Raw genomic sequence first — 21,862 nt, forward strand, 5'->3', positions numbered from 1 at the left:
TATGTTATAAGTTAAACATAATGATTATTTATTCAAATCTTAGTTTTGCGACAGCCCCCTACAGAACTGCATTTTAGTATAAAACCTTTGTCTTTTAACATACAATCAGACCATCATTTAGTAGTATCTCCCTCGGCCTTGAAGGGAAAAGCCTTGACTTTTTTGCTTCGCTTTTGTGTTAAGACAAAAATGAAGAAGAAGGAAGCTTGGAAGTAGGCTCTATCAAGTCTTGTAGAAAGATGAATTGAAAAGTCAACAAAAGCATAACTAATACGCTTGTAAAAGGTTGTAAGAGTTTTCAAAATCATAGATATCATAGTCTTCTAAAGGCTTTGCATACTCCATTTTTTCGCTGATGATTTCCTCCCAAATTTTATAATTGAAAGGGGACAAAAGGTCTTTGATTTTGGCTCTGTAACCCTTTTCATATTTTTTGATTTTTGAAAAAGCGACCTTCATCTCTTTCTCATTTTCAATCAAGTTAGAGATGTAATACTCCATCTTCTTTTTTTCAATTTCCACCCACATTTGATATTTAAAATCAGAAAGAAGAAATCTATGCTTGAAGAAGTTTACCTCTTTTTCTGCAAGCATTGAGATCATGTTGGCGTACAACTCAGGATCTTTATCCGATAAATACACCTTTGCTGGATTGTTTCGATCCTTCACAGAACATACTTTCTTTGGTGATTTTATATCCATCAACCTTGTGCCATTTCTTTTTAAGAAAGCATCTGTACTACCACCTTTCCACGGCAAATGAGTTACCTGCCTTCCTTCTGGAATTGTTTTTACATAGCTATTTCTAAAATACAACTCAGCAGGTGCCTCTAGATAAGTGACGATCTCAATGTTCTCTTTCTCAAAATCAGGGTTTTTGTAAGAATAACCCTTTCTATTTTTATACATCAAGTAGTTTTTATCTTCTACATTTTGTTTGGGTAAATAAACCATCACCATAGATTCCTCAGGTGTTTTGTGATTGAATTCATCAATGTAACTATTCAGTATGACCGAAAGCCCCCAACCATTGTTATAACTTGGTCTAAAATGAGAATGCTCCAAAAAGGTATTCCATGAATCTAACATGACGATCTCCGCATCATGTTTCATTGCACTTTTAAAGCCATCTCTAATACCTCTTGACAAATGCAGGTTGTCATATTCTTTGTAGCATTCATCGATTTTCATTTTGTTGGAGGTAATATGTCGAACGGGTTTCTTTTTCTGATCACTATTTTGTACAAAATAACTCGATATACCACTATGCATCACAGTTTGGATAAAAGGACGTTGTTTCGACTTTAGGATCGAAGCCAAAAGATCAATCTTTTTCTGTCGCAACATTCGTGATTTCTCAAAGTAAATCGTTTCGAACCTTTCTAAAGCCAACTCAATTTCTCTCTTTCTACCCGGCCAAAAAGCATTGTAAATCACAGAAATATCTTTGCTCAAGTACGAAGTAATCTCATCGATTCTGTCAAAGTATCCACTCATATCTAACTCACTATCTTTAGACTTTTCCCACTTCTTGATTTCTTTGAGTGATGTTAGGCCCTTGGACTTATAAAACATCAAAGCTTTATTACCATTAATGGTATACCAATTTTTAAAGTCTTTGGACTGATCATAAATTTTGGCCAACCTCGTACCACATTCATAAATTCCTTGATGTACATCCGCTCCAAACTCAAACTTAATGGCAATCATCAGTTTAAAGTCATACCCTTTCTTCTGAATGACTTTTACATAGGTATCAATAATATGATCATAGAGATCCAATATCTTCCTATTTTCAGAAAGAATATAGAGCAATGAAAAACCATTAATACCACTTTTCATCGCTAAATTAATTTCTAGATCAACAGCATCTTCCAATGTAAGTGGCGATACCAAATCTGTATCTATAGGATAAAAAAGTTCGTTGTTTTTGACCCAGTTTTTGTTGTCTTGATCAAAATGATAGTTTTCTGCATTAATATGGGACAAAATTCCATACTCTGGCGTATTGAGAAACCTCAGGTTGTTAATTGCGAAAACGTATTTTTTTTCTTCTTTTGTTTTTGCTTGAAATGAGTAAAATGCAAAACATGCTAGAAGGCAAGAGAAAAGAGTTATTCTAAAAAGTTTCATAATTCATCTAATATTTTGGGCATGCGAGAAACACACCCCTACTTCAATAATAGTTGTAAAATGCCTAGATTTAACACTCTGTAAGCTAAATTATCTTCTAAAATGCAGTGCTGTAGGGGGCTGTCGCAAAACCTTTTTTCATTCACCATGTCGCAAGTGTTAAGCCGATAGGCGTCACTTGTGATTACATATTGGCGAAGTCTCCCGACTTCGAAATGAATGAAAATATGGTATTTATTTCGAAGTCAGGAGACTTCACCAATGATCAGTTCCAAGTGACGCTAGCGCTTAACACTTGAAACATGTTGGTTTTGCAACGACCTCACGCGAACCACAATACATTACCATTTATCCTTCATAAAGGGAATTACTTTAATTGAGTTTACAGTGTATTTAATCATTGAGTTCTATGACATTTTGTATAGTAAATACTCGTGAGACTTTTAAAAATTGGATGCTCCAACTATGTCTCTATGTTGTACTTCAAATTTAGAGCAGTGACTTAATTGTGGTTTATTTTGACATTAATTCTACATTAATCCTCTAAAAAAATTGATAATAATACCCGTTAATCGTTAATTAAGAACCTATTAAGCACTCCACGTAACTTTATTACCTATAATTTTTTGGGCCATGTTATGTGTCTTTGGTCAGTTTTATAAAAAAGTTGAAATGAAAATATTAACTAAAATCTTTATATCAATAAGTCTACTTATAAGTGTGCAATCCATGGCTCAAAAAAGGCCAAATATTATTTATATCGTGGTGGATGATATGAGTCCATTTCCAATGGAAAAAGAGGAGGCTAGAGAAACGAGAACTTTCGGTTTCTGCGGTGAGCAGCACGTACTCACTCCATTTGTTGACCAATTAGCTAAGGAAGGCATAATCTATAAAAATGCTTACGTATCTTCTTCGGTGTGTTCTCCTAGTAGATATACCTCACTGACAGGAAGATATGCCGGAAGGTGTACAGGCCCTCAGTTTATGAGATTGCATCCTGAAGGTAGAATGACCAGAGTTGAAAATAATACTGAGCTGGAGAGCAACAGAATGAACGTGGCTAAAATTCTTCAAAAAAATGGCTACAAAACAGGCTTTGTGGGAAAAAGTCATATTGTAGAAAATGATAAACTCAATCGAAAAAAATTCAAAGAAAATGGTTTTGAAGAATACGAAAAAACAGCCGATATCAAGAAGCAAGAAGTAAGTAGTGCAATGGCACACAACCATGCCAAATGGTCTAAGATGATTAAAGAAAGAGGTTTTGATTATGCTAACGCTGTTTATGGCGGAAACCTTCTTGAACTTCACTCTAAATCGGCTAACGCACATAATATTGAGTGGACTACATCTGCCGCTTTGGATTTTATTACAACTAGTAGCGATCAAAATGATCCTTTCTTTCTGTACTACGCCACTACCGTTCCTCATGGCCCTGAACCTTGGCGACAAACTAAAGGGAAATATAATTTTGGATTAGATGCAGATCCCAACATCACTGGTGAAGGCTACATTGAAAAAGACTATAGTTTTATGCCGGAACGTGGTGATATTAAAGCGGAAGTTTTTGCAAATGATTCTTTAAGAAAAGATCAGGCCTGGCTCCGATGGTTTGATCGAAGTGTAGAAGCGATGGTAAAGAAGCTGAAGGAAAAGGGACAGTATGAAAATACTTTGATCGTTATCACTTCCGATCATGGTGCCTATCACTATGGGAAAACGACACTTTATGAAACTGGTGTCAAAATTCCACTTATGATGCATTGGCCAAAAGGAATTGCTCCTGAAAGTTCATTTGACGGATTGGTTCAAAACATTGACTTCACACCTACCTTCTTGGATGTTGCGGGAGTAAAAGTCAAAAAGCAGATGGAAATAGACGGTAAAAGTCTTGCCCCCACTTTTAAAGATAATACTGTAAAAATTCACGATTACCTCTATTTTGAGATTGGTTTTGCAAGAGGTATTCTGGCAGAAAACTGGAAATATATAGCCGTTAGGTACCCTAATGCTATCAAGGATAAAATAGCAAAAGGTGGGACTTTCAAAGGGTATCGAAATGAAGAGATTCCTGAACCTTTTTATGTTCGAAATCAACACTTAGGGCATCACGCTAGTAGTAGTAACCCTCTCTACTTTGAGAAAGATCAACTTTTCAATTTAGAAGACGATCCAAAAGAAACTAAAAACATATTTAACGAGCACCCAGAAAAAGCAAAAGAACTCCGATTGATTTTACGTGAAGCTTTACTTTCTTTTGAAGAACGTCCATTTGATGAATTGACAAGTAAGGCATTTTTACAGTAAAAATAGGCTAAGAAAAAAATAGTTGATGAATTAAATTCTCAATAAAAAAGTAATGAAAGCACCTAGTCCAAATTGCCAAATTTATGGACTAGGTGCTTTATAGTATTGGAAATTTCCAAGAATATTGCGGGGGTTGAAACCTTTTTGTTGCACTACATGTCTAAAAATTTGATATTACATACTATAACTCAGAACACTATGGCAACAAGAAACAATATTATCCAATTCGTTATTGATGAATTTCAAAAAACCATCGATGCATTCCACAAAGAAAGTGAAGAGTCAATCCAAAATACAATAGACTCCTCTGATACAAAACTATATGAAAGTAATACTGAAGACGAAATCAGTAGTATTACCATCGCAAATAGCAGTATTGACGCACTTTCTGATACCGTTCAAGCACTGAAAAAGAGCCTTAAACAGGAACACACTGAAGATAAAGTGAGAGGAGGCAGTGTCATTGAAACTCCTGTGATGTATTTGATCATGGGCACCCATTTTCCGCCTGTAAAATTTGAAGGAAAACAGGTAACAGGTGTAGCTGCAGATGCTCCCATTTACAAATCGATCATTGGAAAGAAACAAGGTGAAGAAATGAAACTTGGAAATCAAAATATAAAAGTCAAGCTGCTGAAATAATGATGAATAGTAAATAGTGCATTATTAATAAGAGAGTCCTCACAATGTTTTATATTGGTGATTAGGAATTTATTCTTTTTAATCTAACTATTTAATTACTATGAATCTTGGTGCTTTTTCCATCAGTCTTACTGTCAAAGATCTTCAAATTTCCAAAACATTTTATGAGAAGTTAGGTTTCAGTGTATTTGCAGGTACAGCTGAAATGAATTACTATATCATGAAAAATGGCCAAACAAACATTGGCTTATTTCAAGGAATGTTTGAAAAGAATATTATTACCTTCAACCCTGGTTGGGATCAGGATGCCAACAACATCGAAAACTTTAAGGATGTAAGAGCAATTCAACAACATCTTAAAAAAGAAGATATTGAATTGCTCTCAGAAGTAGATGAAAGTACTAAGGGCCCGGGGAGTATTATGATTACTGATCCTGATGGAAATCAAATCCTAATTGATCAGCATATCTAATTACACTATTGACAATGAATACCTTAAGTTTTGAAGGTTCAATGTGATTTAATATTACATTGGACCTTATTTTTTTCTGCAAATATTGGAAACATAATCGGGTTTAAGTAAATTATGATTAATACCAGACTCTAAATCAAATAAAAAAACTACAAACCGACCTTCTACCTTAAATATGTTTTATCCTAAATTATCAGTTATTTATGTTTCGTTCACTCATTTGCATTACATTTCTCCTCACTAGCTTTACTGCATTTTCTCAAATCAATTTCAAAGGATACGTAATCGGAAACGACATCCCTAATAATAAAGTCTCTTCCACAAAAATGGCTTTTGCGGGACATTACGGACATTTTGAAGCAAATCAAAATAACCAAGGGCTGATTCATAGCATCACTTTTAAACCCGAAAAAAGTGGTACTCCCACCTTAATGACCAAAGCTGAAGTTCAGAAATTTATTGCCGCCATTAAACATTATTTCAGAGTAGATATGACCAGAGAAGGGCAAGGTAAAAATGGAACTTTTAAAGGGTTGCATAGAGACTGTCATTTCATTGTCAATTATACTCATCAGCAATTTAACTATGGTAGCTATTATCATATCAATTTGATCATCCATAATCCTAAATTAGGTACTATATCCTATTTAGAATAAGTACAGTAACCCCTATTTTCGTTAGCTTCAATAGTTCATTTTGGAGGACATAAAAGACAAACTGAGAATATGAGGTTTAAGTAAAGTATACTCTCTTTCCTCTGTACAGTACAGAAATATCCTGGTTTCTAACATCTCAAATCAAAGGGAATAAGGCGATATAGATCATCGATATTACATTTTTTTAGGGGCTATTTTTTTCCTAATTTTATCATTGAAATTAGAATATATTGTAAGCTGATTTTTCGAATGTTTATACTTTTAGAAATCCGAAGATTTCTCGTCTATAAGGTATAAATGATACTATCGTTGACATTCGATCGTGTAGAATTACTACTCTTTTAGTTAGGTAACTCTACCCCGGCCTTGAAGGGAAGAAGTAGCAAATGAATTGGGTAGAAAGTCCACTGGCGCGAATGTTAAGCGATAGCGTCATTCGTGTCCTACAGATCAGCAGAAATCTCCTGATTTCTAAATACCATAAATATTCGAAAACTTAATTTACAATGTATTGAACTACTACTGTAAACATGATTTTTTACGTTAATAATGAAATTTTTTAGTCCACTATTCCTATTGCTTATCCTATCTTTTTCATCGTTTGCTAGCAAGGAACTTGATTCGTTATACAATGAATTGGATAAGGTCATTGAATTACGTCCTCAATTGGATCTTCAAAAAAATAAAGAAATTGATAAGTTCAGGTTCAGACTAGAAAATGATAGTACTATCTCATTGCGTGAAAAATATTTTCTATCCATGGAGATCTTCAAACTCTACGAAGTATTTGAGTTTTATGGGGCACTTTATTTCATCAATGAAGCGATAAAGTTTTCTGAAGAACTTGATGAATTAGAATTGATCAATGACACTTATCTCAACTTTGCCAACTTGCTAATAAGAGCCGGTATTTACTCTGAGTCTCAAGAAATTCTTTCTGATATTGATAAAAATTCGTTGACCAATGCCCAATTCGTTTTTTACAATTTAGTCTACAAGGAACTTTACTATCAGCTTTACTTTTATAGCAGAGTACAACACCTCAAAAAGGGATATTTAATGAAATATAAGGAGTATAGCGAGATCCTTTTAGCACTTTTGCCTGAGAATTCGGATGCTTCTTTAGAAATAAAAGAAATTACGGCCTTGGATCGTCGAGACATCAAAGAAGCTAGAAGAATTAATGCTTTACGACTATCCAGAACACAAATTGGGCAGAGAAATTATTCAAAAATCACGTTCCTCCTTTCCATTACCTATGAGTTTGAAAATGATTATATCAATCAACAGAAATATCTTGCACTTTCTGCCATTTCAGATATCAAAGGAACAATTAAAGACAATGCATCATTGTCTATTTTAGCTGAAAAGTTAGCAAAGAATCAAGATATTGAAAGGGCTTATAAATACATAAATATCTCTTATGAAGACGCTAACTTTTACAATTCTGATTTAAGGAAAATACAGATCGCTAATATTCTTCCATTGATCTCAAAATCATATGAAGATCAATTAGTTGAACAGAAGCAAAGTCTTCAAATTTTTATTATTGTTTCCTCTTTACTATCTATTATTCTTATCATTGCCTTCTTCTTCATCTGGAGGCAGGTCAAGAGTATCCGTAAAGCTCGTAACGGTATGGTAGAAGTAAACGCTCAATTGAAGCTTTCTAATTCAGAATTAATTGAAGCCAATGAACAGTTGAAAAAACTTCACTCTGACCTATCAAAAACCAACCATGTCAAAGAAGTATATATTGGAGAATTCTTAAAAATCTGTTCCGATTACATTGACAAACTGGAAAGTCAAGCTATGCACACCCAAAAAATGTTGATCGGCAGGAAGTATGGTGTGCTATTAGATGAAATTAAAAACCAGGATATTCGGAAAGTGGAAATGAAGCAATTTTACAAAAACTTTGATGAAACCTTCTTGAATATTTATCCCGATTTTGTAAAAGAAATTAATAAGCTTCTTGATCCTAACGACCCTATCAAAATTAAAGCAAAGGACCTTCTCAATACCGAACTGAGAATCTTTGCTTTGGTGCGTTTGGGAATTTCAGACAGTGCAAAAATTTCAAAGCTTTTGGGCAATTCTGTCACTACCATTTACAATTATAGGGTGAAAATTAAAAACAAAGCCACCGTAGACCGTGACCGTTTTGAAGAATATGTCATGAAGATTGGAGAATAAAAAATGAAAAAGCCTTCCTGTAAAAAATTACGAGAAGGCTTTATCGTTATAAGTTGTAATTCCACTGTCACTATGTTTAGCGATAGCGGTATTCGTGTCCTATAAATCAGCAGAAATCTCCCGATTTCTAACTATTTGAAAACTTAGTTTATTTCGATCCTCCAGTAAGTAAGAAATAAGCACTCGCCCAACTTGCATGGTCTCCCCCTTTTTCTCCATCTTCCTCGTCAACAATTAGTTGCACCTCTTTTTTTCCTGCCACGTCAAGTACCAGTCTTTCCGGCTTTTGCTTCGTAGACTTGATTGCTCCACTGTTAAATACCTCCTGACCATCAACCAAGATGCGCATTCTGATTGTGCCTGCGTTAGAATCATTGGCACCTGGCGTTACTACAAATTGCTTGTAATTAGACTCTACAGGATAAATCAAAGTGGATGGAGCATGAACACCTACACCTTTGTTGAATTTCTTACCTTTCAAGCTAATCTTTCCGCCTTCAATCCCTTCATTGTTCATCACTCTCCAGTAAGAGTCTACCGTTGAGGCTAACTCTTTCGTTAGATATACTTTTTCACCCGGTAACTCATCATCTGCTAATTCTGCTTCTAACTTGGCCAAAAGACCAGGATTCTTTGGTTTGTTTTCTTTTTTACCTTCCACAAAAAACGCTTCAGCCCAATCTGCGTGGTCTCCCCCTTGGTTTTCTAAAGCATCTACCTGTAAAGAGATTATTGTCGCTCCAGTAACATCAATTGCGTTCAGTTTTGGAGTATATTTTTTGTTCTTACTTGAAATGACACCAGAATTAAAAACCTCCTCGTTGTCTACTTTTATGGTCATTTTAAAAGGCCCTTGATGTGCATCATCCGCGCCTGGAACCACATAAAAATATTGAGCTTTTGATGGTACTTTAAATGTTAAGTTTGAAGGAGCGTGTACACCAAGACCTTTTTTATACTCAACGCCTTGAATACTTAATTTCTCACCACTTACCGCTTTGTCTTCATTTACTCTCCAATAGGATTGACTATTCGTTAGAGCATCCTTTCCGTTGAGGTATACTCTTTTTCCTTTCATGATTTCTACTTCTGCTGGAGTCGTTTCAGTTTGAGCATACACACCTGCATTAAGAATAAGAAGCGTTCCTAATGCTAATAATTTCTTTTGAACTTTCATTTCAAACCTCTTTAAAATAATAAAAATATCGTTGGATGACTAGTCTCTTTGTTTCACGGACTAATCGCGTTAATCAAATTGTTTTGAATCACACTTAAAGGTAAAATGTTGATCTTTTACAGGTATGCTCTAATCTTTCATTTCTTATAACAGAATATTCGGATAAGGTTTAGATTAAAATTCAATATTACACAAACAATTGATTTACAGAGCAACTACACTATAAACAAAATTATCGTCAACTTTCAATTGAGCTTTCTAGCAGAATTTATGAGATCTACTTTCAAGCTTCTTTCTTCTTCATTTTTGTCTTGAAACAAAAACGAAGCAAAAAATTCAAGGCTTAGAAGTCAAAAGCTAAATTTCATTCCCCTCGCCTAAATGATTTTAAACTCGCTAAAGCTCAAACAAAAAAATCATTTTTAACGGCTCACTTCATGAAATTCTTAACGCTTTTACCTTCAAGGCCGGGGTAGTTACTACTAAATGATTATCTGATTACAGATCAAAAGATAAAGGTTTTATAATAATCTTCTAAAATGTAGTGCTGTAGGGACGTTTTATTAAAACGTCCTCACGAACCACAATACATTACTATTTATCCTTCATACAAGAAATTGCATTGATTAACGAAAACTTAGTTTACAATGTAATTAGTATACAGTGAAACCTATACAAAAAAATGAAAGTGGCTACTTGTCACTGTTTCTCTTTGTGAAAGCGTCATTTTTAATACAAAAGGAGAGATTATTATAGAATTAAATAGTAATAATGAAAGATTAGCAACAAAAAGAAAAGATGTAAACCAATACTTTTGTAATGATAATATTGGTTTATCATGTAAGGTAAGGATTGGGTAAATGTCATTTCACTTTTCCAAAGTTTCGACCCAATGATTGGGATAGAAACTGGAGTGCATTTACCCTTTTTTACACTAAAACCCAATTTGATCCTTTGCATCAAAAAAATACTCTGATAAAATAGGGGGGGATAAAAAACTAAAGTTTGATGGAGATTCTTGGAATGACCGACACAATAATGAAAAGAAATGATGCCCCTCCTTTTCAATTTTGCATAAAAAAATCCCACATAAAATGTAGGATTCCGTTGTTTGTCATTTATTGTTAAAGACCAGTTAACTGAGCAGATCTTCAATTCTTTTCTCTGCTTGTTCCACTGAAGAATAAGTTTCTGTCTTTCCGAATAGATTTCCTTTTAGATCATATATTTCATACTTCCCGTGTTGGACATAACATGGATATACTAACGATATCTCTCCTTTCACTGATTTATACGTTACCGCATCAGCAAAGGGACCATTTTGAAACGATTTTTGAATTTTACTTTCCATTTCTATATCTTCTTTATAATGTTATTATACGTAAGAAAAGAAGATTAGTCTTGAGAATTTAAACTTATTACTAATTGGTATATAAAAAAGTGAGCTATATATAATCCGATCTTATATTAATTCCGTAATTTTTTATGAATAGTAAATGGTTATGTATTGTGGTTCGCGAGGTCGTTGCAATGCAACGACCCTACAAAAGAAGATTTTCACAAAGCATTCACCTTATAATATGTATTTAAGTAATCATTTTGTAGTTCTTTCACTGGTGCAAATGTTAAGCGATAACAGCATTCGTGACCTACAGATCATCAGAAATCTCCTGATTTCTAAAAACCACAAATAGTCGAAAATTTAATTTATAATGCAATAAGGCCCATTTTAGCAAATGGACCTTACTCTATCATCTATAACCGTATTACACTATTTAAAGCGTTGCATTTGCGTCATAAATCATTGTCCCTACACAATTTGCTGGAATTGTAACAATATAAGATTTATCGACACCTGTCATTTTAAAATTGATCTTCTTTTGTGCCTCTGAATAGTTCATTAGAAGTGTCACTATTTTACCTTCTGGCGTTAGGAAAGATACATTTGGTAAATCGCCCATTTCATTGGACTTAATTCTATGCGAACCTGTAGGAATAAATTTAGAAGCTTGACCTACTGTATAGTAAGCCACGTTTCTCTGTACAGTATTTCCGTCAATTGTCAATCCACCTAAACACAAAGTACAACCTCCATCTGTATGAGGTTCTTGGTTTGAATCAGCAGCTAAATTCCACTCCAAAACCGTTCTACTCCAGTTTCTTGTTGCACCAATAAACATATTTTCAAAGTGCCACATCAATGTTCCTCCAAAATCACCGTCGTTGGAGCCAACCCACTGTTCTGTAAAATAAACTGCTTTTGATGGATCTGCTGCCTTAACAGTGGATAACGCTGAGATATCACCTGCGTATAGGTGGAATGCAGAACCATTGATGTATTGATTGGCGTCAGAATTGATAATGCTAATTGGATAATCCGGACGATCACAATTGTGGTCATACGTGATGATCTTAGTGGCAATACCTGCTGCTTGGAATTTTGGTCCTAAATGCCCTGCTATAAACGCTGACATTTCATCTGCATGCATCAATAAACTCGGTACATTACCAGGGTGAAGGGGTTCATTTTGAATTGTAATTGCATCAATAGTAATTCCCTCTGCGGCGTAAGCTTGAATATATTTTACAAAGTAATCTGCATATACACCATAGAGTGAGGTCATTAACGATCCTCCTTTGTAATCTTTATTGGTTTTCATCCATGTAGGTGGCGACCAAGGAGATCCTAATATTTTTATTGATGGATTAATGGCCAATATTTCTTTCAGTACTGGAATTAGGTTTTCTTTGTCCTTTTGGATCGAAAAATTATTTAAACTTTCATCTTCTGTTTCAGCATAAGAGAAAGGGTAAGCATCTAAATCAGAAGCTCCAACACTCACTCTTAGATAATTAACGCCAATTTCTCCTTCATCATTACCAAACAGTTCTTGAAGAAGTTGGGCTCTAGCCGCTGAAGACATATTATTTAAGTGCAATGCACTACCTCCTGTCAAAGTGAAGCCAAAACCATCAATTTCTTGGTAGGTATGTGATTTATCGACTCTTAATGTCGAAAATGTATTATCATCTCCTATTGAAAATGCCCCCTCGATTAAACGAAGTCCTTGATTTTTTTGACCTCTAACATCATCTTGTGATGTGATATACAGTTGAAGATTCGACACATCGCCTGTTGGTGGAGGAGGAATAGCTATACTATCTGCCTTCTCCGTACATGATGTATTCCCAAATGATGTTATCATCATTAAAACAATCCCTAGTAATGTATTCATATTTCCCTTTTTCATCATTATTTAGAATATTAAAGAGAGCACTCCATTGCCAATACGCAAGTTCATCAACAAAGAATGCTCTCTATAGTTTAGTTAATTGTGTAAGCTGCTGTTTTGTAATCTTTAGCAACTTCCAATGTGATGGAATACGTCCCATCTGAAGTTATAAACTTGAAGTTTGCCACATTCACACCCTCTTCTACTGAAGCTTTATTTGTTGCACTGCCAGACATTGCCGTTGCATCATCAGTTGACCCTGCCGCATCTGAAACACCAAACTCTACATCCCATGGAGAATTGAATTTTGAGTCATGTCCTCCTGTAAGATTTTGGTCTGTAATTTTAAAAGTATATGGATGTTCGTAAGTCATAGGTATTTCTTCACGGTCATCCCAACCTGTACCATCCATCCAGTGGAATAATAAAATGTTGTAATACTGCCACTCTACTTTCGGTGCGTCAAAATCCACCTTTAATTGGTAAGCTTGATCTCTCGCTACAGTAATTTCACCTTCTCCTTCTATAAAATAAGGAGCCCCTTTTACATTATTAGCATCTGGAGTTTCCGTCTCTCCAATTTGACCTAATAATGAATACGCAGTACCGGTCCCATCTGAAGCTGAGTTTAGTGTGTAGTTGACAGAAGCTTGCAACGCAAAATAATGTGGTGCAGTAAACACATTTCCATCTTTAATCAGTTCAACTACTTCTGATCCATCGCCAGGTATTAAGAATAACGCTTCAGGAGCTTCGATTGGTCCTGGTGTTGGAATGTCTAATTCTATCTCTTCAAAAGTGTAAGTATAGGCTGATCCTAGGAAGTCAAATGAAACAATGTAATCGCCTATGTTTGCATTCTGAAGGTCTTCTTTTGACAGTCCTACTGCATCTGCATAAGGTTCATAAAGTAAATTAGTTGTACCAGGTGATTGCTTATACATACGTCCCCAATCTCCGTCAATTCTTAATACAAAACCACCTTCTTTCAGTAAAGAAACGGTATCTTGGAATAAACCATTTCCTTGATAAGCTAAGGCTACATCACCGCCCCATTCACCTTCAATTGGTGTACCTACGATTCCGATATGATCGATTTTTTCTAATGAAAGAGTTTCATTTTTAAGGTCTAATGCTACTCTGAAAATACCACTTTCTATAGCAGTGACCATACCTCCACAAAGCTTTACCTTGTTGTCTTCCACACCATAATGCAATGCCGGCTCCTCTTGTGCGCTAACAAACTCAAAAGTCTCATCTTTTGTCAGTGCTGTAATGGTCTCAAAGAATGTCGTATTTCCGTCCCCATCTTTAAAGGCCTTCATTGGGATCGCGTCAGCCATTACATTTCCAACTTCAGTGGCTGCCCCAAACAAATACATTTCATTAGGAATTGGATCAGTAGAAAAACGTTTGAATTGAATCGGTGAAGATGAATAAGATATTCTTGATAGAGAATTCGCTTTTATGCCCCATTTTAATGTTGAAGCAACACCTTTCTCATAACATCCTTTTGCTAAGGCCTCATCTATTTCTTGATACGAAACACTTGCAGTAAGGCCTCTCCCATTTTCATCTGCTTCTACTTCCAACAATGGGTTATCATAAGAAGAAGAAGTATCGCTGACCAATACCACCGAGTAAGTAATAATATAATCTGCCGTATTAACAGCGGCTTCCCATTCAAAATCAACGGTCTCTGATGGGAAAATTTCATCTAATTCTATCGTTGCATTTGCTTGAGGAAGGATGGAAGTGGGAACTGATAAATCCCAATTTCCTTCAGGTTGCATATTCGATTTTGTAGTACACCCGAAAGCCAAAGCCAACAGAAATGAAAGTACTACTGCTATTGTATTTTTACTCATTTTCTTGAAAGTTTAGCGTCTATAATGGATTCTGTTCTAATTCAGGATTAAGATCCAACTCTTGTTGAGGAATTGGTAATAACATTTTCGCTTCCGTCATATTATAATCCACTGCCTGACCTGTTCTAAGATCAATTTCCACGAGATTGTTCATTGTACTCACCGCAATATTGTGTCTTACTAAATCATCCCAACGGTGTCCTTCTTGTGCCAATTCCAAACGTCTTTCCAAAAGGATTTTAGTTCTTAACTCCTCTTTTGATAAACCTCCGCTTACTGCTTCTAAGTTGGCTCTTGATCTGATTTTATTTAACTCAATCACTGCGGCACCGCTCTGACCTGTTTCATTCAAGGCTTCCGCTTTTAGTAAAACAATATCTCCAAAACGAATCAAGTAAGGTCTGTCTGTTGAGGCCCAGCCCATTGCTTTTTTCCATTTATAAGAAAACGGAATGCTTGAACCTGTCGAATTTCCCCAATATTCATCTACCCAATTTACTTCTTCGAAAAGAACCGATGCTCCTTTTCTTGTCGCATCACCTTCTGCGTCATAAGCTGCGATGAGGTCTTGTGATGGCGTGACAAATTTTCTCCAAGAATCACCTGATATTGACGGAGGAAGCAAAAGTTGTGGAGCGAAGTTTCCTTCATCTGTTCCTAAGTATTGCACTTCAATAATTGATTCCGCGTTATTATAATGTTCTCCATCAAAAAGATGAGCATAGTTGGATAGTAAAGTATAAGCTGCTGCTGATTTTTCTACTTTATCAATTGCCACTAACGCATTGTCCCACTCGTGGTGTTGAGCATAGACCTTTGCCAATAATGCGTTGGCTGCACCTGCTGTCGCTCTTGCTTTATTGGTAGAACCACCTAAGTCATTACCATTTTCATCCGTATAAAAATCTGGAAGAAAATTTGCCGCATCGGTTAAATCAGTAATGATCTGTTGATACACTTCATCTACCGTATTTCTTGGTACTCTTACATCTTCAGGCTGCGTTGATTTTGTAGGCTCAAGAATCAATGGCACACCACCGTGTAATTTGACTAAAGTGAAATAATAATAAGCTCTAAGGAATAATGCTTCCCCTTTAATCTCCGCTTTTCGTTCTTCTGTCATCTTTGGATCATCCACCAATTCTGCTTTTTCAATGACAGTATTGGCCTTTAAGATACCATTATATATTTGAGACCAATTTTTGAACAAACGGGAATTAATGGGTGTGATGGTCAATAAGTCGGCCTCAAATACTTCTGGATTATCCCCTCCTGCGTAGGCGTTATCGGAACGAATATCACTAAAAATAACATGGTCCCACACATAGTACTCTGCAGACTGAAATGTTTCGTAAACACCTACTAACGCACTTTCAATTTGAGAAGCTTTATTGTAGGCATTGTCTGTTGTTTCCTCTGAAATAGGCTGAACATCTAAGAATGCATTACATGACATAGTACCCAATGCAATTCCTGCCGCTACGATATATTTTTTCAATTTCATGATTTCTTTGACTTTGGATTAGAATGTGATGTTAGCACCAAAAATGATACTTCTCGTCTGTGGGTAAGTCCCATAATCAATACCGATGACTGTATTTGAACCTCCACCTTGGTTTACTTCAGGATCAAAACCAGTATAATTAGTCAATGTCCATAAGTTTTCACCCGTCACATAAACTTTAAAGGCACTCATACTTAATTTTTTGATTACATTTTCCGGAAGATGATATCCTAACGTCAGTGCTTTCAATCTTAGGTAAGAAGCATCTTCCACAAATCGAGTCGAAATTCTAGAGTTGTCTGTATTACCTGGGCTAGACCTAGGAATATCTGTCTGGTCACCTGGGCGCTTCCATCTTCTTAACACTGCCGAAGATTGTGATTTAGAATCAATCATTCCCTCTGTATTGATTCTTGTTGCATTCAACATATCGTTGCCTTGGGCTCCTTGGAAGAAAATATTCAATGTCAGGCCTTTCCAACTTAAGGTATTTGTAAAGCCATAAATGAAATCAGGGTTTGCATTACCAATAATCTTACGATCATCTGCCGTTGGGTTGAAAGTTGAATTACCATCTCCACCCAAATAATAAGCATTACCAGTAGTAGGATCTACTCCCAAAAATTCATAACCATAAAGCATTCCAAGAGGCTGTCCTTCTTTGACTTGAATCGCTTCTCCCCTGCCAGCAATTGAACCTAAATACATTTCTTGCCCTACAATGTCTGTTACATTATTTCTGTTGAATGAGATATTAAAATTAGAAGACCAACGAACGGCTTTGTCTACATTTACAGTATTCAAATTAAATTCAATACCTTTATTTTCTATACCACCCACATTCTGAATTGCTGATGTGAAGCCTGTTGTTCTAGGTAAAGGTGCATCCAAAAGAAGGTCATAGGTCTTTTTGATATAAGCATCTACTGTCAACTCAATTCTGTCTTGTAACAAACCTAGATCAAAACCAATGTTGGTTTGTGCCGACTCTTCCCATTTCAAACTTTTATTTTCCAATGAACCAGGGTAAGTCCCCGGCATCGCTATTCCTCCGATTGGGTAATTTCCTCCACTCCCTACTGTTCCTCTAAATGAGCTACCAATTTGATCGTTACCAACAATTCCGTAACCTGCTCTCAATTTTAAATCTGAGATCACATCTACACTTTTCAAAAATTCCTCTTCAGAAATTCTCCAACCAGCAGAGAACGAAGGGAAGACACCCCATAAGTTGTTCGGTCCAAACTTACTTGACCCATCTACACGAATATTAGCCGTAAGTAAGTATTTGTTATTGAAGGCATAGTTCACACGGCCAATAAATGATGCATTGGTCTTTTGTGATTCTGTAGCCGTTGCCGAAGCAATTTCTGACCCTGCATTTGGTGTATGAATCACATCTGATGCAAAATTTCTTCTTTCGATATGACTACTCTGCCAATGGTATTTCTGAATGATAGCACCCGCCAACGCCTGAATTTTGTGCTTGTTGATCTGCTTGTCAAACTGTAAAGTATTGTCTAAAATGAAGTAGGTATTATTGTTTTGTGATACAATAGACTGTCCGTTTAATGCTCTACCATAAGACGTTTGGAAAGGGTCTAGGAACGATTTGAACTTATCAGTATTGTTATCAATACCAAAATTAGTCTTGAATTTGAAATCCTTGAGGAAAGTCACCTCTGCATAAAGATTACCTAAAAGTCTTTTGTTGTTGTACCCTCTTTGTGAAGCATCTGTACTAGAAATTGGGTTTTCCCAATCTTGGAAAGGATTAGAAGTAAATGTTCCATCTTCATTATAAATACCAATGACTGCGGGAGTAGTTAACACACCCAAGATAACACCACCTTGGTTTATGGCATTGTTATCATTCACATCCACATCATTATAGTCTACATACGAAACTCTAGTACCTATTTTTAACCAATCATTCACTTCTTGGTCCAAATTGATTTTGAAGTTGGCTCTGTTCATCTCTGCACTTCTTACAGCTCCTTGAGAAGAAGTATACCCCCCAGAGATATAATAATTTGTTCTATCCGCTTTTCCAGAAACAGCAAGTTGATAGTTTTGAGTATAACCTGTTTGGAATACCTCATTTTGCCAGTCTGTATTTTCTTGATACAACTCCCAATCGGTATTGTATCCCATTTCAGTCATCAGATCACGGTATTGCTCCCCATTTAATACTTCTTGAGTTCTCCAAACTTCATTGACACCTCCATAAACATCTAATGATACTGTTGGTTTAGTAGAAGTACCTTTTTTGGTCGTGATCAGCACAACGCCATTAGCACCTTGTGCTCCATAAATAGCTGCAGCAGACGCATCTTTCAATACAGAAACACTTTCAATGTCTGATGGGCTTAAAGATCTTGTGTCAGTGGTGGGTACGCCATCCACTACATACAACGGCTCAGAACCTGCATTGATAGAGTTTGTACCACGAATACGCATTGAAATACCTTGTGAAGGTTTTCCAGAGGAAGCTTGTACTTGCACACCTGCTACTTTACCCTGAATCAGAGAACCTACTTGTGTATTAGGGCGTGATTCCATTTCTTCACTTCCCACCACACTTACAGAACCTGTTACATCTTTTTTGTTTTGTGTACCATAACCGATGACTACTAATTCATCTAAACGGACCATATCTTCTTTTAGCGTGATATTGATGACACTTTGGCTCCCTACTGTAACTTCTTCGGTAACCATACCAATATAGCTAAAGACTAAAATGTCCTCAGGTTTCACTTTTGAAATTCTAAATTCACCTCCAAAATCTGTTGTTGTTCCAGTAGATGTATTCTTGATCAGGATTGTTACTCCTGGTATACCATCACCATTTTGATCAGTGACTTTTCCATTAATAGTATTTTGTGCTGACGCATCGGTCACTCCGAAGAGTAGCAGAGAGAATAATAGTAAGAGTATACTACTTTTCTCCAAAAAATAAGCAGTTAAAAATTTTGTCATTTCTAAGTCAAAATAAACAGATAAAAATTTCATTTCATGATTCGATAAACTGTAATGTATTACATAGTCAGCTGAAGCTTATCGAACAATACAAAGTTGATAGTTAAAAAATGTATCTCATACACTTAGTAGTAAAATAGTAGATCCTATTTAACACTAAAAACTTGATTATATGAAACTTAACACAAGACTCAAAAGCAAAATGAGTAGATCATTTATAAAATAGATAACACTACTTTTTTGTATTTATTTACAATATTGAGGTCATTCTAGTGTTTTTAGGTCTAATGGAAAAAGATCTTCAATAGCATTAATTCTTGTTCTTGCTTTTATTTGTATTTACTTTAGATTAGAATCAACTTCTGGACTACATTACTTATGAACACTACCTCTCAAAAAGCAAAAAAAAGACTCTTCATTATCACTGGAATTTTAGTGATAACAAGCGTTGTACTGAAATTTATCAATCACAATCATATTGAGCAGACTACGCTTTTATTTATTGGTATACCAACACTGATCACTTTGATGGTTATTCAATATTCCAAAACTCCTAAAACTGCCTATGGGGTTGCCTTTCAGGTCATCACTTTATTTCTTTTGATGGCTTCAATATTATTTGGAGAAGGAACGATTTGTATTATTATTTCGGCACCTATTTTTTATGGGGTATCATTTCTGATCATTTTTATCATCTCTCAAATCAATAAACGTAAAAAAAATAAGGCGTATACTTTAGCGGTAATACCTCTAATTCTTGTTCTTTTTCAACCGAATCAATACCTGTCTACACCAAAAGTATATTCGGTGAGTACGTCAAAATTAATTCCTCATCAAGCCTCACTTTCACAACTTCAACAGCAACCTAATTTTTTAAGAGATTACCCTTCCATTTTTAAATTGGGTTTCCCCACACCACAAAAAATTACGGGTAACGGTTTAGATGTTGGTGATCAAAGGCACATTCAATTTCTCTCAAAAACAAAAGGGATAGGAACTTTAAGTTTGGTCATTGATACTGTTTCACAACATTCAGTGACATTTGACATCATTGCAGATGATACGCATATCAATCACTGGTTGACTTGGCAAAAAGTGAAAGTAGAAATTGAACATCAAGGTGACCAAAGCATTGTAACATGGACTTCTAATTATACTTGTGATTTAGGGCCTCAATGGTATTTTGGACCTATGGAGGAAATAGTAGTCAATGTGATGAATGAACATTTAATCCATTCTTATTTTAATGGAAATAGCAATCATTAGATCCATCTCAATTGTCATCACGTTTCTTTTCTTGGGTTGGCTCGCATTAAAAAAGAAACAGGAAGTAAAACGTAATTGGGCTATTTTTAATAGTTTTATTTATGTTGGTACTACCCTGCCCTTGGTAAATTATCTTTTAGTAGAACAAGGCTTCTGGAATTTTGTTGATGAAAATGAAATCAAAATGCCTTATGACCTCTACTTTATCTGGACAGTATTGTGGGGTATCATTCCTCCACTGTTTCTAAAGAAAAATGATTTTAAATTCATCTCCCTCGTTATTCTTTGGATGGATTTATTACTTATGCCGGAGTTAGAAAAGTATGGGATTTTAAAACTACAAAAGCACTGGATTTTTGGGGAAATCATAATGATGGTCTTAGTTTTCTTCCCTGCCTATTTTTGGTCATACATCTATTACCATCAAAAATGGAACGGAATAAGAGCAGTATTTCAAGTTTTGATCGTCACCTTCAAGATCTTTATTATTCTCCCTTTCTTACTTTACATGTACCAACTCTTGCCTTATCCCTCTTACCATTGGTCATCGATACAATTTCAAATTCTATTCATTATTGCTTTTCCCGCCTTTATGGCGGTACAAGATTTAGTCACCAAAGGTCATGGCACTCCATTTCCCTATGATCCCACAAAGCAACTCGTTAGAAACGGCGTCTATGCTTATTGCAGAAATCCCATTCAGTGGTCAATGACATTGATATTTTTACCATTAGCGTATTATCATCAAAGTCCTATTTTTCTGATAGGATGTATCGTCTCTATCGCTTATGTAGTGGGTGTTTCAGAATTTCAAGAATACGATGACATGGAACAACGATTTGGCTCCGCTTGGTCCAACTATATAAAAGAAGTCCCAAAATGGTATTTTCTTTGGGTTCCCTCTTCTATTCCTAGGGGAGTTATCTATTTTGATAGAAATTGTCATCAATGTTCTCAGGTAGAATTATGGTTTCAAAATAAAAACTGTATTAATTTAGAGATCAAGTCTGCTAGTACTTATCCCGGACAACCGCTTACAAAAGTTACTTATGTAGACAGCAATGGCAATGTTGAAAATGGCGTAAATGCCATAGGACAAGCATTAGAACATATTCATTTGGGGTATGCCTCTCTAGGATGGTTTATGCGTTTTTTCCCAGTGAGTTATCTTTTACAAGCCATTATTGATACCATGGTTTTTGATAGAGATGAAGAATGCGAGATAAAAAAGAAGGATTAAAGTATTCTTCAACTCGATTAAACTAAATAATTTAGATCTTTGTTCTCTTCCTTAGAAAAGTTACGCATAAGTCCCTTATCGGATTTATGAAAGAATATCAATAGATCCTCTTATTACATTTTACTATCCAATGATAAAACAACGACTCTTTCACTTTTTTACTTTCATTTTTTGCTACATCACTAT

Annotated in this window: 14 protein-coding genes; 7 read left to right on the plus strand and 7 right to left on the minus strand. The window is 35.5% G+C overall.

Going from position 1 to position 21,862, the window contains the following annotated elements; genetic code table 11:
- Nucleotides 1-267: 267 nt before the first annotated feature.
- The gene (locus IC221_RS04070) at nucleotides 268-2,133 is read right to left on the minus strand and encodes a hypothetical protein (RefSeq protein ID WP_188167736.1); all 1,866 of its coding nucleotides are present in this window, start codon (nucleotides 2,131-2,133) and stop codon (nucleotides 268-270) included.
- A 729-nt stretch (nucleotides 2,134-2,862) separates the two neighbouring features.
- Between IC221_RS04070 and IC221_RS04075 the strand changes: the two genes are divergently transcribed.
- From IC221_RS04075 to IC221_RS04095, 5 genes are all read left to right on the plus strand, one after another.
- Entirely contained in the window at nucleotides 2,863-4,443 is a 1,581-nt protein-coding gene (locus IC221_RS04075) for a sulfatase (RefSeq protein WP_188167737.1), read from the plus strand.
- A 198-nt stretch (nucleotides 4,444-4,641) separates the two neighbouring features.
- The gene (locus IC221_RS04080; protein ID WP_188167738.1) at nucleotides 4,642-5,085 is read left to right on the plus strand and encodes a hypothetical protein; all 444 of its coding nucleotides are present in this window, start codon (nucleotides 4,642-4,644) and stop codon (nucleotides 5,083-5,085) included.
- Nucleotides 5,086-5,185: 100 nt separating this feature from the next.
- Entirely contained in the window at nucleotides 5,186-5,557 is a 372-nt protein-coding gene (locus tag IC221_RS04085; protein ID WP_188167739.1) for a VOC family protein, read from the plus strand.
- Between the two features lie 203 nt (nucleotides 5,558-5,760).
- A complete protein-coding gene (locus tag IC221_RS04090) occupies nucleotides 5,761-6,213 on the plus strand; it encodes a hypothetical protein (RefSeq protein ID WP_188167740.1) in 453 nt (150 codons plus the stop codon).
- 549 nt (nucleotides 6,214-6,762) lie between these two features.
- Nucleotides 6,763-8,409: a DUF6377 domain-containing protein gene (locus IC221_RS04095; RefSeq protein WP_188167741.1), complete on the plus strand. Its 1,647-nt coding sequence runs from the start codon at nucleotides 6,763-6,765 to the stop codon at nucleotides 8,407-8,409.
- 148 nt (nucleotides 8,410-8,557) lie between these two features.
- On the opposite strand, the gene IC221_RS04100 is transcribed toward IC221_RS04095, so the two are convergent.
- The 6 genes from IC221_RS04100 to IC221_RS04125 all read right to left on the minus strand — a co-directional run bounded on the left by IC221_RS04100 (nucleotide 8,558) and on the right by IC221_RS04125 (nucleotide 19,170).
- On the minus strand, nucleotides 8,558-9,586 hold the full coding sequence (locus tag IC221_RS04100) for an NPCBM/NEW2 domain-containing protein (RefSeq protein ID WP_188167742.1): 1,029 nt from the start codon (nucleotides 9,584-9,586) through the stop codon (nucleotides 8,558-8,560).
- Nucleotides 9,587-10,721: 1,135 nt separating this feature from the next.
- On the minus strand, nucleotides 10,722-10,937 hold the full coding sequence (locus IC221_RS04105; protein ID WP_188167743.1) for a hypothetical protein: 216 nt from the start codon (nucleotides 10,935-10,937) through the stop codon (nucleotides 10,722-10,724).
- A gap of 424 nt (nucleotides 10,938-11,361) precedes the next feature.
- Nucleotides 11,362-12,837: a glycoside hydrolase family 30 beta sandwich domain-containing protein gene (locus tag IC221_RS04110; RefSeq protein ID WP_223241292.1), complete on the minus strand. Its 1,476-nt coding sequence runs from the start codon at nucleotides 12,835-12,837 to the stop codon at nucleotides 11,362-11,364.
- A 74-nt stretch (nucleotides 12,838-12,911) separates the two neighbouring features.
- Nucleotides 12,912-14,687 (minus strand): SusE domain-containing protein, encoded by a 1,776-nt coding sequence (locus IC221_RS04115; RefSeq protein WP_188167744.1) that lies wholly within the window; start codon nucleotides 14,685-14,687, stop codon nucleotides 12,912-12,914.
- Between the two features lie 19 nt (nucleotides 14,688-14,706).
- Nucleotides 14,707-16,191, minus strand: a complete 1,485-nt coding sequence (locus IC221_RS04120; RefSeq protein WP_188167745.1) for a RagB/SusD family nutrient uptake outer membrane protein — start codon at nucleotides 16,189-16,191, stop codon at nucleotides 14,707-14,709.
- Between the two features lie 18 nt (nucleotides 16,192-16,209).
- Complete coding sequence (locus IC221_RS04125; RefSeq protein WP_188167746.1) at nucleotides 16,210-19,170, minus strand: TonB-dependent receptor; 2,961 nt, start codon at nucleotides 19,168-19,170, stop codon at nucleotides 16,210-16,212.
- Between the two features lie 378 nt (nucleotides 19,171-19,548).
- Between IC221_RS04125 and IC221_RS04130 the strand changes: the two genes are divergently transcribed.
- Together IC221_RS04130 and IC221_RS04135 are read left to right on the plus strand one after the other, a co-directional pair.
- Nucleotides 19,549-20,436 (plus strand): hypothetical protein, encoded by an 888-nt coding sequence (locus tag IC221_RS04130; RefSeq protein ID WP_188167747.1) that lies wholly within the window; start codon nucleotides 19,549-19,551, stop codon nucleotides 20,434-20,436.
- Nucleotides 20,417-21,676 (plus strand): isoprenylcysteine carboxylmethyltransferase family protein, encoded by a 1,260-nt coding sequence (locus tag IC221_RS04135; protein ID WP_188167748.1) that lies wholly within the window; start codon nucleotides 20,417-20,419, stop codon nucleotides 21,674-21,676. Before IC221_RS04130 ends, IC221_RS04135 begins: the two co-directional genes overlap by 20 nt.
- Nucleotides 21,677-21,862 lie beyond the last annotated feature (186 nt).

The sequence above is a fragment of the Flammeovirga sp. EKP202 genome (genome assembly GCF_014534745.1).
Classification (GTDB): Bacteria; Bacteroidota; Bacteroidia; order Cytophagales; family Flammeovirgaceae; genus Flammeovirga.

Bases quoted from the DNA above. Each gene is read 5' to 3' on its own strand.
- IC221_RS04085 (WP_188167739.1), top strand. From the start codon at position 5,186: ATGAATCTTGGTGCTTTTTCCATCAGTCTTACTGTCAAAGATCTTCAA.
- IC221_RS04135 (WP_188167748.1), top strand. From the start codon at position 20,417: ATGGAAATAGCAATCATTAGATCCATCTCAATTGTCATCACGTTTCTT.
- IC221_RS04130 (WP_188167747.1), top strand. From the start codon at position 19,549: ATGAACACTACCTCTCAAAAAGCAAAAAAAAGACTCTTCATTATCACT.
- IC221_RS04120 (WP_188167745.1), bottom strand. From the start codon at position 16,191: ATGAAATTGAAAAAATATATCGTAGCGGCAGGAATTGCATTGGGTACT.
- IC221_RS04080 (WP_188167738.1), top strand. From the start codon at position 4,642: ATGGCAACAAGAAACAATATTATCCAATTCGTTATTGATGAATTTCAA.
- IC221_RS04110 (WP_223241292.1), bottom strand. From the start codon at position 12,837: ATGAAAAAGGGAAATATGAATACATTACTAGGGATTGTTTTAATGATG.
- IC221_RS04070 (WP_188167736.1), bottom strand. From the start codon at position 2,133: ATGAAACTTTTTAGAATAACTCTTTTCTCTTGCCTTCTAGCATGTTTT.
- IC221_RS04105 (WP_188167743.1), bottom strand. From the start codon at position 10,937: ATGGAAAGTAAAATTCAAAAATCGTTTCAAAATGGTCCCTTTGCTGAT.
- IC221_RS04115 (WP_188167744.1), bottom strand. From the start codon at position 14,687: ATGAGTAAAAATACAATAGCAGTAGTACTTTCATTTCTGTTGGCTTTG.
- IC221_RS04075 (WP_188167737.1), top strand. From the start codon at position 2,863: ATGGCTCAAAAAAGGCCAAATATTATTTATATCGTGGTGGATGATATG.
- IC221_RS04090 (WP_188167740.1), top strand. From the start codon at position 5,761: ATGTTTCGTTCACTCATTTGCATTACATTTCTCCTCACTAGCTTTACT.
- IC221_RS04100 (WP_188167742.1), bottom strand. From the start codon at position 9,586: ATGAAAGTTCAAAAGAAATTATTAGCATTAGGAACGCTTCTTATTCTT.
- IC221_RS04095 (WP_188167741.1), top strand. From the start codon at position 6,763: ATGAAATTTTTTAGTCCACTATTCCTATTGCTTATCCTATCTTTTTCA.
- IC221_RS04125 (WP_188167746.1), bottom strand. From the start codon at position 19,170: ATGACAAAATTTTTAACTGCTTATTTTTTGGAGAAAAGTAGTATACTC.